We start from the raw sequence: 13756 nt of genomic DNA, 5'->3' as shown, positions 1-13756 counted from the left end.
ATACTTTTTTATCTTAGTTGTTTACAATAGAATAAAGAGATGAATCCTTAGGTAAAATTTCTTTAAGTGAAGTATTAGTGAATATATGCAATTCATGCAATGCTCTTGTGCAAGCTGTATAGAATAAATGTTTATCTTCATTAGATAAATAATTTTCACCATCAGCTAAGATTACACTATCAAACTCTAAGCCTTTTGCTATATAAGATGATATTATATTAACCCCAACTTTAAATTCACATTTATCACTTATTATTAAGTTTATATCAGGAACACTTTCTTTTAATGAAGAATAAAGATTTTCACAGTTTTCTTTATTTTTGCAAATAATAGCTATTGATTTATAATTCTTATTTTTCATTTCTATAATTTTTTCAGAAATTTTTTCACTTAAATTATTAGAAGTTAAATAAATAGTAGGATTTTCTCCAATTCTTTCAACAGCTTCGATAGGTTCATGAGTATCTAATATATCTTTTGTAAAGTTTGTTATATTTGCAGTTGAACGATAACTTTTAGTTAATATTACAGTTTTAATATCTTTAAATATATTAGTAATTCCATCTCTACTTTTTACATTTGAATGTTTATCAATTCTTTGATTTAAATCACCCATAATAGTTAAAGAAGCATTAGGGAATGATTTTTTAATTATTTCATAAAATAAAGGACTATAATCTTGACATTCATCTACAAGAACATGCTTCATATTTCCATAGCTTCTAAAGCCTTCTAGGGCAGATCTAATATAAATTATTGGAGTAATATCTTCATATTTAACTTCATTATTGTTTAAAGAATTTAATGTTATTTCTTTTATATCAGTTAAATTTAAATTAGTATATTTTTCTATGTTGTTCCAAAGTAATTTATATATAGCAACACTATCTAATGTATTTATCATAGAATCAACTTGAATATCAACTTGATTTTTACAATAATCATAGAAGGTTTTTTTATCTTCTACATAATCAAAATGGGAATTATCTTTTGAAGATAAATATTTATTTTCAACTTGTGAAAATAAGCTTTGCTTAATAACATCAATTCTATTTAAAAATGGTATATCTTTAAATCTTTCAAAGAATATATTTTCAACTAAACTTTTACTAACTATTTTATTACCTTCAATTATTATTGGATTAATAGTAGTTATAAGCTTTGGAATATCTAAAGTAAAGCTATTTAATATATTCATAAAATCTAAAGTATTTTTATACTCCATGGCTTTAGTTCTTTTTTTAAATTCATTTAAATTTAGTATATTAGAATAAATATAATTTAAATGGTCATTTTTTGTTTCGTATAAATAATTTGTAGGTAAAAATCTCTTTGAATAAATTTCAAAAGTTGTTTGACGAATATTGCTTTCGCCAAGTTCAGGCAATACATCAGATATATATTCTGCAAAAACTTCATTTGGACTAAAAATTAGAATATTTTCTGCAGTTAAATTTTTTCTATGTTTATATAAAAGATAAGCTGATCTATGTAATGCAATTGAAGTTTTACCAGAGCCAGCAGCTCCTTGTATAAATAATACTTTGCTATCATCACTTCTAATAATATCATTTTGTTCTTTTTGAATAGAAGCAACTATATTTTTCATTTTATCTGTAGCATTTCCACTTAACATAGAAGTTAAAGCTTCGTCGCATAAACTTTCGTTAGAATTATGTATAAATACTATTTCACCATTTTTTATATTGTATTGTCTTGTAAATTCAATTTCTCCGTGAATTCTTCTAACTGGAGCATCATAGTATGCAGGACCGGCCTCAAAGTCATAAAACATATTGGCAACAGGTGAACGCCAATCAAATACAAAAATATCAAAATTATCTTCGTCTTCAACTGTTGATAATCCTATATAAAAGCTTTCGGCATCTTCTCCATCTTCTTTAAAGTCTAATCTTGCAAAGTAAGGATTAGAAAGTTGTTTTTCTAATGTTCTAATTCTTGAAATTTTCTTTGAATGAAGTTGCTCATTTAAAGCTACTTGTCCACAGTTTTCATTAATTTCAATTTCATCAAGCTCATTTCTATTATCCCAAAGAAATTTTCTATGTTTTATTATTTCTTTATCTTGTTTATCGCTAGATATACCATAACTTTTTAAAAGATCATTTATTTTTTCTATAGTATTTTTTAAATAAATTTTTTCATCATATAAGTCTTTTCCAATTAGCATTTTATCTATCTCCTTATAAATACAGTCTTTAAATTTTAATGTTTATAAACCAATGTGTCAAGTATAGAAGAATAAAAGATTTTTAATTGGTTAAAATATTAATAACCTTTTAGGTTACGTAGGATTTTGTCGCAAGTTTATCTTGCGGCTTTTTTTATTTTAATTAAATTTAAAAGAATATTTTTTTATTTATATAGTATCTATAATTATTGTACGGCTATACAATAAAAGAATTAATAGTTATATGTGCGAATTAAAATTAGAAAAAATGAAATAAGTTTCGGATATATGACGAAAATTAAAATATAAAATTTTAATAAAGTTGACAAAATGAAAATAAATTGGTAATATCTAATTAACACGAAGAATATAAATAAAAAATGTAAAAATGTTCGTATTTTTTAAAGGGGATATGGAGGTATATAATGTTAGGATTTAAATGCATTTTTGTAGAAAAGAAAAATGGTTTTAATGTTGAAGCTAAAAGCCTTATGGAAGATTTCAAAAGCAATTTAAGAATAGATAATCTTAAAGACGTTAGAGTAGTTAATAAATATATATTAGGTAAAATGAAAGAAGATTATTATGAGAAAGCTTTATATACAATATTTGCTGAAAAAACAGTAGATAATTTATATGAAGGAAGCCTTCCAATTGATAAAAATGAAATTGCATTTGCAGTTGAGTTTTTACCAGGACAATATGACCAAAGAGCTGACTCTGCATCTGAATGCATTGGATTATTAGGGGCTCAAGATAAAGTAGAAGTAAAATCATCAAAGGTAATAGTTTTAAAAGGTGATTTGACTGAAGAAGAAGTAAATAAAATAAAAAAATATTATATAAATCCAGTAGATTCAAGAGAAGTAGAAATAGATAGCATTGAGCTTTATTCAGAATTATCAGAGCCTAGTGATGTAGAAGTCCTTTATGATTTTGTTAATAAAGATAGAAATCAAATAGAAGAATTTCACAAAAATTTAGGATTAGCAATGAGTGTAGAAGACTTATTAATGATAAGAGATTATTTTAAGGAAGAAGAAAAGACACCTACAATTACTGAAATAAAAGTTATTGATACTTATTGGTCAGATCATTGCAGACATACAACATTTAGCACAGCAATTGAAAATGTAACCTTTGAAATAGGTAAATTAAATAATCAAGTTCAAAAATCTTACGAAGCATATTTAAAATCAAGAGATTTTGTTTATGGAGAAACAGATAGAGATGAAACGTTGATGGACATAGCAGTTATTACTATGAAAGAAATGAGAAAAAGAGGAATGTTAGAAGACCTAGACATTTCAGAAGAAATAAATGCTTGTTCAATAAAAGCTAACATAGAAACAGATAAGGGTAATGAAGAATACTTAGTGATGTTTAAAAATGAAACACACAATCACCCAACTGAGATAGAACCTTTTGGTGGGGCAGCAACTTGTTTAGGAGGAGCTATAAGAGACCCACTTTCAGGTAGAACATATGTATATCAAGCAATGAGAGTTACTGGAGCAGCAGATCCAACAGTTAAAGTAGAAGATACTATAAAAGGTAAATTACCACAAAGAACTATTACATTAGGAGCGGCACATGGTTATAGTTCTTATGGTAATCAAATAGGTTTAGCTACTGGACAAGTTTCGGAAGTTTATCATCCAAATTATGTTGCTAAAAGAATGGAAGTTGGTGCAGTTATAGCAGCAGCACCAAAAGAAAATGTAGTAAGAGAAGAGCCAAAGCCTAGTGACATAGTAATTTTACTTGGGGGAAGAACAGGAAGAGATGGAGTTGGTGGAGCTACAGGCTCATCAAAAGAACATACTGAAGATTCAATAAATGAATGTGGAGCAGAAGTTCAAAAGGGTAATGCCCCAACAGAAAGAAAAATTCAAAGATTGTTTAGAAATTCTGAAGTGGCTAAGATGATAAAAAGATGTAATGACTTTGGAGCAGGTGGAGTTTCAGTTGCAATTGGAGAACTTACTAGGGGGCTAGATATTAATTTAGACAAGGTTCCTAAGAAGTATGAAGGTTTAGATGGAACTGAAATTGCAATTTCTGAATCACAAGAAAGAATGGCAGTAGTTGTTGATAAGGAAAATGTAGATAGATTTATAGAATTATCTAAGGAAGAAAATTTAGAAGCAGTTGTTGTTGCAGAGGTTACTGATACAGATAGATTAAGAATGTATTGGAGAGGCAAAGAAATTGTTAATTTAAAAAGAAGTTTCTTAGATACAAATGGGGCAAGACAAGTAACAAATATAGAAGTTAGTTTGCCATCTGAATATCCTTTATCAGTTGGTGATGTAAATGTCAAAGAAGAGTGGATAAATAATTTAAAGAAATTAAATGTTGCTTCTCAAAAGGGCTTAGTTGAAAGATTTGACTCTACTATAGGTACAGGAACAGTTCTTATGCCTTATGGAGGAAAAGATGCAACAACAAAGCAAGAAGCTATGGTAGCTAAGATTCCAGTATTAGATGGAGAAAGTAAAGATGCAAGTATAATGAGTTATGGATTTAATCCAGATTTAGGGGTATGGAGTCCATATCATATGGCATATTACTCAATAATTGAAGCTGTAACAAAATTAGCAGCAGTTGGTGGAGATTTTAGAAAAGCAAGATTAACTCTTCAAGAGTATTTTGAAAAGCTAGGAAAAAATCCACAAAAGTGGGGAAAACCATTTGCAGCATTATTAGGGGCATATCAAGCACAGATGGATTTAGGAATACCTGCAATTGGTGGTAAGGATTCAATGTCTGGAAGCTTTGGAAGTATAGATGTTCCTCCAACATTAGTTGCTTTTGCAGTTGGAATTGAAAAGGCAAAGAATATAATTTCGGCAGAGTTTAAAGAAGTTGGTTCGCAATTAGTATTTTTAATGGCTGAAAGAAATGAAGATTATACATTAAAGGTTGAAGAATATAAAAAGAATTTAGAAAAATTACATGAGCTTATTTTAGAAGGTAAAGTAATTTCTGCATCATCAGTTAAATTTGGTGGGGTAGCGGAAACACTTTCAAAGATGGCTTTCGGTAATAAAATTGGGGTTGAATTCTGTAATTTAAATAAAGAAGAACTTTTTGGATTAAACTATGGAAGTTTAGTTTTAGAAGTTAAGTCTTTTGTAAATTTAGATGAAGAATTTAAAGGATGCGCTTACAAGGCAATAGGCTTAACAATTAAAGAAGAAAAAATAATTTCAGAAGAATATGATTTAGATTTTAAATTAGATATTTTAGAAAAAACTTATGAAGAAAAATTATCTAATGTATTTAAAATTAAAACTAATAGTAAAAACGAAACTGTAAAAGAAGTTTTATATAATAAGTCAAATGTTAAATCACCTATTATAAAGCTTGCACAACCAAAGGTTATAATTCCAGTATTCCCAGGAACAAATTGTGAATATGATTGTGAAAGGGCATTTAAAAATGCAGGAGCTAAAACAGAAACATTTGTATTTAAAAATTATTCTAATAGTGCTTTTACAGAATCAATTGAAACTTTAGAAAAGCAAATTAGAGAAAGTCAAATAATAATGTTACCTGGTGGATTTTCAGCAGGAGATGAACCAGATGGATCTGGAAAATTTATTTCAACAGTGTTTAGAAATGAAAGAATTAAAGATGCAGTTATGGATTTATTAAAAAATAGAGATGGATTAATGTTAGGTATTTGTAATGGCTTCCAAGCTTTAATTAAACTAGGATTAGTTCCTTATGGTGAAATAGTTGATATTGAAGAAGATATGGCTACATTAACTTATAACGAAATTAATAGACATATGAGCTCAATAATCAAAACTAAAATTGTTTCAAATAAATCACCATGGTTTAGTGGAGTAAATTTAGGAGACATTCACAATGTAGCAATTTCTCATGGTGAAGGTAGATTTGTTGCGAATGAAAAGTTATTAAAACAATTAATAGAAAACGGACAAGTAGCAACGCAATATGTTGATAATAAAGGAAATATAGCATTAGATATGCCATTTAATCCAAATGGATCAATGCTTGGAATAGAAGGTATAACAAGTCCAGATGGTAGAGTTCTTGGTAAGATGGGGCATTCTGAAAGAATTGGAGATAATCTTTATAAAAATGTACCAGGAAATTTTGATCAAAAGATTTTTGAGTCAGGAGTTAGATACTTTAAATAATTTCAAGTTTTAATTGATAAGTAGCAAGTTAAGGTGGAAACTCCTTCGGGAGTTTCTTAAATAAATAATGAATTAGAATTTAAAGTGTAGGGAGAATTAAAATGAAGGTAGCAATATTTTTTGGATCTAAATCTGATACGGAAATAATGAGAGGTGCAGCAAATTGCTTAAAAGAGTTTGGAGTTGAGTATAAGGCATTTGTTTTATCGGCTCATAGAGTTCCAGAAAAGTTAGAAGAAACTTTAAAAGACTGTGAAGCTAAAGGATGTGAAGTTGTAATTGCAGGGGCAGGACTTGCAGCTCATCTTCCAGGAGTAATAGCTTCTCAAACTACAATGCCAGTTATAGGAGTTCCTTGTAAGGGAGCAATTGAAGGATTAGATGCATTATTTTCAATAGTTCAAATGCCAAAATCTATTCCAGTTGCAACAGTTGGAATAAATAATTCTTATAATGCGGGAATGCTTGCAGTACAAATGTTAGCTGTTGGAGATAAAGCTTTAAAAGAAAAGTTAGTTCAATATAGAAAAGAAATGAAAGAAAAATTTATTTTAGAAAATGGTGAAGGAGTGGATTTATAATGGAAAAGTTAGAAATGATGTACGAAGGTAAGGCAAAGAAAATATATGCTACAGATAAAGCTGATGAAGTAATAGTTTATTACAAAGATGATGCAACTGCTTTTAACGGAGAAAAGAAGGGGCAAATAGAAGATAAGGGCGTATTAAACAATGCAATTACTTCAATGTTATTTGAAATGTTAAACAATAAGGGTATTCCAACTCACTTTATAGAAAAATTAAATGACAGAGAACAATTATGTAAAAAGGTTGAAATAGTACCATTAGAAGTAATAGTAAGAAATGTCGCAGCTGGCTCTATGGCAAAAAGACTAGGGCTTGAAGAAGGAACAGAGCTTAAAACAACAGTATTTGAATTATCATATAAAGATGATTCTTTAGGAGATCCATTAATAAATGATTATCATGCAGTAGGTATTGGAGCAACAACTTTTGAAGAATTAGAAAAGATTTATTCTTTAACAGCTAAGATAAATGATATTTTAAAGAATATGTTCTTAAAATCTAATATAAGATTAATAGATTTTAAATTAGAATTTGGTAGATATAATGGTGATATAGTTTTAGCAGATGAAATTTCACCAGATACATGTAGATTTTGGGATGCAACAACTGGAGAAAAATTAGACAAGGATAGATTTAGAAGAGACCTTGGTAATGTTAAAGATGCTTATATTGAAATATTAAAGAGAATTCAGGAGTAGGAAGAGTTGATAATTAAGAGTGAAATGCAAAGGTAATTTATTACATTTCAACTCTTACTTCTTAATAAGTAGGAGGTTATAAATAATGAATCCAAAGTTAGATAATATAATAATGGATCCAAGCATAGATAAATTTAAAGATGAATGTGGAGTATTTGGTGTTTATTCAAAATCTCCATTAGATGTTGCATCAATGACTTATTATGGTTTATATGCACTTCAACATAGGGGTCAAGAAAGTGCGGGTATAGCTGTTGCAAATGGTGAAGATATAAATATTAAAAAGGGAATGGGACTTATTACAGAAGCCTTTTCTCAAGAAGATATAAATAGTTTAAAGGGATTTGCAGCTATAGGACATGTTAGATATTCAACAAGTGGCGATACTAGAATAGAAAATGCCCAACCATTATTAAGCCAAACGAAGCTAGGGCCAATAGCTATGGCGCATAATGGAACTTTAGTTAATGCAGATGTTATTAGAGAATTACTTGAAGATGGTGGACATATATTCCATACATCAATTGATTCTGAGGTAATTGCAAATTTAATTGCAAGAGGAGCTAAAAAGGGAGTTGAAAAAGCTGTATTAGATGCTATTCAAGCAGTTAGAGGGTCATTTGCAATGGTTATATTAACAGAAAATAAACTTATTGGTGTAAGAGACCCTCATGGAATAAGACCACTTTCTTTAGGTAAAATTGATGAAGGATATATTTTAACTTCTGAAAGTTGTGCTTTAGATGCAATTGGTGCAGAGCTTGTTAGAGATATTGATCCAGGTGAAATTGTAGTAATTGATGAAAATGGAATAAAATCTTATAGATACTCTGAAAATACTCAATGCCAAACTTGTGCTTTTGAATATATATATTTTGCTAGACCAGATTCAATAATAGATGGATTAGATGTTCATGAATCAAGAGTTAGAGCAGGAGCGCAATTATATAAAGAAAATCCAATTGAAGCAGATGTAGTTGTTGCTGTTCCAGATTCAGGAATACCAGCAGCTATAGGATATGCTAAAGCATCAGGAATTCCCTATGATACTGGATTTGTAAAGAACAGATATGTTGGAAGAACATTTATAACACCTTCTCAAGAAGTTAGAGAAAGAGCTGTTGCTGTTAAGTTAAATCCCTTAAAGGTAAATATTAATGGAAAGAGAGTTATTCTTATTGATGATTCGATAGTAAGAGGAACTACATCAAAACATTTAGTTGAATCATTAAGAAGAGCTGGTGCAAAAGAAGTTCACTTTTTAGTTGCATCACCAGTAGTTCAATATCCATGTTATTTTGGAATTGATACTCCTTATAGAAAAGAGCTTATAGGAGCTAATCATTCTTTAGAAGAAATAAGAGATATAATTGGTTGCGATTCTTTAGGATATTTAACTATGGAAGGAATGTATAAATGCTTTAATGCAAACCAAGGATATTGTGTAGGTTGCTTTAATGGAATATATCCAGTTGCAACACCAATAGAAACTGAAAGGTAGGTAATTTAAATGATAATTTATAGAAACTGAAAGGTAGGTAATTTAAATGATAACTTATAAAGAAGCTGGAGTTAATATAGAAGAAGGTTATAAATCAGTAAAGCTTATAAAAGAATATGCTAAAAAGACAATGAGTGAATATGTTTTAAATGGTCTTGGAAGTTTTGCTGGAATGGTTGAATTACCAGAAGGATATAAAAAGCCAGTTTTAGTTTCTGGTACAGATGGTGTTGGAACTAAGCTTGAAATAGCATTTAAAACTAAAAAATATGATACAGTTGGAATTGACTGTGTAGCTATGTGTGTAAATGATATTTTATGTCATGGGGCAAAGCCATTATTTTTCTTAGATTATATAGCTTGTGGAAAGCTTGAAGCAGAAGTAGCAGCAGATTTAGTTAAAGGTGTTTCTGAAGGATGCGTTAAGTCAGATTGTGCTTTAGTTGGTGGAGAAACTGCTGAAATGCCAGGATTTTATAAAGAAGGAGAATATGATATTGCAGGTTTTGCAGTAGGTATTGTTGATAAAGATAAAATAATAAATGGAAAAGATATTAAGCCAGGAGATAAATTAATAGGTATAGCTTCTTCAGGAATACATTCAAATGGATTTTCCTTAGTTAGAAAATTATATGAAGATTTAAATGAAGAGTTTAATGGAGAAGAGGTTTGGAAAACTTTAATCACTCCAACAAAGATATATGTTAAACCAATATTAAGCTTACTTGAAAAATTTAATATTAAAGGTATGGCACATATAACAGGTGGTGGATTTATTGAAAATGTTCCAAGAATGTTTAATGGCTTAGAATTAACTGCACAAATAAATAAGGAAAGTTATCCATTACCAGCAATTTTTGAAGATATGATAAATAAAGGCGTAAATAGAAATCATATGTACAATACATTTAATATGGGAATTGGTTTTGTTTTATGTGTTGATGAAAAAGATGTTGATGCTGTTATAAAAGAGCTTATTGAATTAGGTGAAAAAGCTTATGAAATTGGAATTGTAACAGCTGGAGGTGAAGGAGTTTGCTTAAAGTAGCAGTACTTGTATCTGGTGGAGGCTCAAACCTTCAATCGATTTTAGGTTATAAAAATGAAAATTTTAAGGTTGAAATGGTTATTGGAAGCAAAGAAGGCATTTATGCTTTAGAAAGAGCTAAAAATGCTAATATTCCTACTTATGTTGTTTCAAAAAAAGAGTATGGAAAAGAAACTTCTAATAAGATATTAGAATTAACTAAGGGGAAGGTTGATTTAATAGTTTTAGCTGGATATCTTTCAATATTAGATGGAGAAATATTAAAAGAATTTAAAGATAAAATAATAAATATTCATCCTTCACTTATACCCAGTTTTTGTGGAGATAAAATGTATGGAATGCATGTGCATAATGCAGTAAGAGCTTCAGGGGTTAGGTTTACTGGTTGCACAGTTCATTTTGTTAATGAAGAAGTAGATGGAGGAGCAATAATACTTCAAGAAGTAGTTCCAGTATATTTTAGTGACACAGCAGAAGATATTCAAAAGAGAGTATTAGTAGAAGAACATAAGTTATTACCAAAAGCTATTGACTTATTAAGCAGAGGTAAAGTTGATATTATAGATGGAAGAGTAAATATTTTAAAATAGGGAGGATTTTTACATGATTAAAAGAGCATTAGTTAGTGTATTTGATAAGACTGGAGTTTTAGATTTTTCAAAATTTTTGGCAGAAAATGGAGTTGAAATTATATCAACTGGAGGTACTTATAAGCACTTAAAGGAAAATGGAGTTTCTGTAACAGAAGTTAATGAAGTTACTAATTTTCCAGAAATGCTAGATGGAAGAGTTAAAACTCTTCACCCAATAATTCATGCAGGAATACTTGCTATAAGAGATAATGATGAACATATGAATACTATAAAAGAAAGAAATATTGAAACTATAGACATGGTTATAGTTAATTTATATCCTTTCTTTGAAAAGGTAAGAGAAAATTTAAGCTTTGAAGAAAAGGTTGAATTTATAGATATTGGTGGACCAACAATGCTTAGAGCAGCAGCTAAGAATTTTCAAGATGTCGTTGTTATAAGTGATACATCTGATTATGAAGCTGTAATGAATGAAATTAAAGAAACAGGAGACGTTAGTTATAAGTTAAGAAAGAAATTAGCAGGTAAGGTATTTAACTTAATGAGTGCATATGATGCAGCAATTTCTAATTTTATGCTTTCAGATGAAGAGGAATATCCAGAATATCTTTCAATTTCATATAAGAAAAAGCAAAGTTTAAGATATGGAGAAAATCCACATCAAAGTGCTGCTTATTATGTTTCAAATGAATTTGATGGTGGCATGAATGACTTTGAAATTTTAAACGGTAAAGAGCTTTCTTATAATAATATTAAGGATTTAGATATTGCATGGAAAGTTGCAAATGAATTTGAAGAAACAGCTTGTTGTGCATTAAAACATAATACTCCATGTGGTGTTGCTATAGGTGAAACTTCTTTAGAAGCTTACACTAAAGCACATGATGTAGACCCAACTTCAATCTTTGGTGGAATAGTTGCTATTAATAAAAAGATTGATAAAGCTACAGCAGAGGAGATGGTAAAAATATTCTTAGAAGTAGTTGCAGCTCCAGAGTTTGATGAAGATGCTTTAGAAGTTTTAAAATCTAAGAAAAATTTAAGAGTTATTAAGTGTAATGTTAAACCATGTGATAAAAGGTTTATGGTAACTGTTGATGGTGGAATTTTAGTTCAAGAAGAAGATAGTAAACTTTTAAATGAATTAAAAGTTGTTACAGAAAAAGTGCCAACAGAAGCTGAAATGAAGGATTTAGTATTTGGTATGAAAGTTGTTAAATATGTAAAATCAAATGCTATAGTTACAGTTAAAGATGGTGTTGCTGTAGGAATTGGTGGAGGTCAAGTTAATAGAATTTGGCCAACAATGGATGCTTTAAGAAGAGGAGAAGGAGCAACTATATTAGCTTCAGATGCTTTCTTCCCATTTAGAGATATAGTTGATGAATGTTCTAAATATGGAATTAAAGCAATAATTCAACCAGGTGGTTCAATGAGAGACCAAGAATCAATTGATGCTTGTAATGAACATGGAATAACTATGGTGTTTACAGGAATAAGACATTTTAAACACTAATAAAATGGTTAAGTGGCAAGTTAAGGAATAAATTCAACTTAGGCTTACTTTATAAAAATTATAATTTTTATAAACTACTAAGTAGTTTTATCCTTAATTTGCCGTTTGAGTTTATAGGGCTTATAGTTACAAGTAATTTAAATTAAAAGAAAAGAGGTTAATAAAATGAAAATATTATTAGTTGGTTCTGGGGGAAGAGAACATGCAATTGCTTGGAAACTTGCAAAAAGCGAAAGGGTTAGTAAAATATTTGTAGCACCCGGTAATGGTGGAACAGCATTAGAAAATAAATGTGAAAATATTAATATTACTGATATAGATGAATTGGTTGTATTTGCAAGAGAAAACAATATAGATTTAACTTTTGTTGGGCCAGAAGATCCATTAACAAAGGGAATAACAGATAAATTTAAAAATGCAGGACTTAAATGCTTTGGACCAGATTTAAGGGGAGCTAAACTAGAGGGAAGTAAGGCTTTTTCTAAGGATTTTATGAAAAAGTATGGAGTAAAAACTGCTGAATATGGCATTTTTACTAAATATGATGAAGCAAAGGCTTATTTAGAAAATTGTGAGTATCCAATAGTTATTAAAGCAGATGGATTAGCAGCTGGTAAAGGTGTTGTAATTGCAGAAAATAAAGAAGAAGCTATTAAAACAATTGATGATTTTATGGTTTCAGATGTATTTAAAGGTGCAGGACAAAGAGTTGTTATTGAAGAATTCCTTGAAGGAGTAGAAGCTTCAATTCTTTCAATTACTGATGGAACTACTTTAATACCTTTTATTTCAGGAAAAGACCATAAGCAAATTTTTGATGGAGATAAGGGCCCAAATACTGGTGGTATGGGAGTTTTGGCACCAAATCCATTTGTTACTGAAGATGTAATGAAAGATTTTAATGAAAATATAGTTGCCAATACTTTAAGGGGAATTCAAGAAGAAGGATTTGACTTTAAGGGAATTATATTCTTTGGTCTTATGATAACTAAGAAGGGAACTTATTTATTAGAGTATAATGTAAGAATGGGAGACCCAGAAACTCAATCTGTATTAACTTTAATGGAAAATGATTTAGTTGATTTAGTTGAAGCAGCTTTAGAAAGTAGATTAGATGGAGTTTCGGTTAAGTGGTATGATGGAGCTTGTGTAAATGTAGTTTTAGCTTCTAAGGGATACCCTGGAAGTTTTGAAAAAGGCTTTGAAATTACCATTGATGAAAGTATAAAAGATAAAGTATTTTTAGCTGGGGCTAAGCTTCAAGATGGAGTTTTAAGAACTAATGGAGGAAGAGTTTTATCTGTTGTTGGAAGAGGTAAAACTGTTGAAGAAGCTAGAGAAGAAGCTTATAAGTTAACTGAAATGGTTAATTTTGAAGGAAAATATTTTAGAAAAGATATTTAAAAATTTAAATAAAACAAAAACACCATTGGCAAATTTGCTGGTGGTG

General features: G+C 29.4%; 9 protein-coding genes. 8 read left to right on the top strand and 1 reads right to left on the bottom strand.

Annotated features, from left to right (window positions below; all coding sequences use genetic code 11):
• Window positions 1–13 precede the first annotated feature (13 nt).
• On the bottom strand, window positions 14–2191 hold the full coding sequence (locus tag QZ321_RS04875; protein WP_291745884.1) for a UvrD-helicase domain-containing protein: 2178 nt from the start codon (window positions 2189–2191) through the stop codon (window positions 14–16).
• A gap of 425 nt (window positions 2192–2616) precedes the next feature.
• Here QZ321_RS04875 and QZ321_RS04870 point away from each other — a divergent pair, with 425 nt between their 5' ends.
• The 8 genes from QZ321_RS04870 (at window position 2617) to purD (ending at window position 13710) form a co-directional block, all read left to right on the top strand.
• Window positions 2617–6363 (top strand): phosphoribosylformylglycinamidine synthase, encoded by a 3747-nt coding sequence (locus tag QZ321_RS04870; protein ID WP_291745887.1) that lies wholly within the window; start codon window positions 2617–2619, stop codon window positions 6361–6363.
• 101 nt (window positions 6364–6464) lie between these two features.
• Window positions 6465–6944, top strand: a complete 480-nt coding sequence (gene purE, locus QZ321_RS04865; protein ID WP_291745890.1) for a 5-(carboxyamino)imidazole ribonucleotide mutase — start codon at window positions 6465–6467, stop codon at window positions 6942–6944.
• On the top strand, window positions 6944–7648 hold the full coding sequence (purC, locus tag QZ321_RS04860) for a phosphoribosylaminoimidazolesuccinocarboxamide synthase (RefSeq protein ID WP_291745894.1): 705 nt from the start codon (window positions 6944–6946) through the stop codon (window positions 7646–7648). Before purE ends, purC begins: the two co-directional genes overlap by 1 nt.
• A gap of 85 nt (window positions 7649–7733) precedes the next feature.
• Window positions 7734–9149 carry an amidophosphoribosyltransferase gene (purF, locus tag QZ321_RS04855; RefSeq protein WP_291745898.1) on the top strand — a complete coding sequence of 472 codons (1416 nt, stop codon included), beginning with the start codon at window positions 7734–7736 and terminating at the stop codon, window positions 9147–9149.
• Between the two features lie 46 nt (window positions 9150–9195).
• On the top strand, window positions 9196–10197 hold the full coding sequence (gene purM, locus QZ321_RS04850; RefSeq protein WP_291740013.1) for a phosphoribosylformylglycinamidine cyclo-ligase: 1002 nt from the start codon (window positions 9196–9198) through the stop codon (window positions 10195–10197).
• Window positions 10185–10787: a phosphoribosylglycinamide formyltransferase gene (gene purN, locus QZ321_RS04845; protein ID WP_291745900.1), complete on the top strand. Its 603-nt coding sequence runs from the start codon at window positions 10185–10187 to the stop codon at window positions 10785–10787. Before purM ends, purN begins: the two co-directional genes overlap by 13 nt.
• 13 nt (window positions 10788–10800) lie before the next feature.
• The gene (gene purH / locus QZ321_RS04840) at window positions 10801–12306 is read left to right on the top strand and encodes a bifunctional phosphoribosylaminoimidazolecarboxamide formyltransferase/IMP cyclohydrolase (protein ID WP_291745902.1); all 1506 of its coding nucleotides are present in this window, start codon (window positions 10801–10803) and stop codon (window positions 12304–12306) included.
• 165 nt (window positions 12307–12471) lie between these two features.
• Complete coding sequence (purD, locus tag QZ321_RS04835) at window positions 12472–13710, top strand: phosphoribosylamine--glycine ligase (protein WP_291745905.1); 1239 nt, start codon at window positions 12472–12474, stop codon at window positions 13708–13710.
• Window positions 13711–13756: the final 46 nt, after the last annotated feature.

This window comes from uncultured Clostridium sp. (assembly GCF_910588715.1).
GTDB lineage: Bacteria > Bacillota > Clostridia > Clostridiales > Clostridiaceae > Clostridium.
The sequence above is the reverse complement of the archived record's forward strand: the minus strand, read 5'-3'. Positions and strand labels throughout refer to the sequence as shown.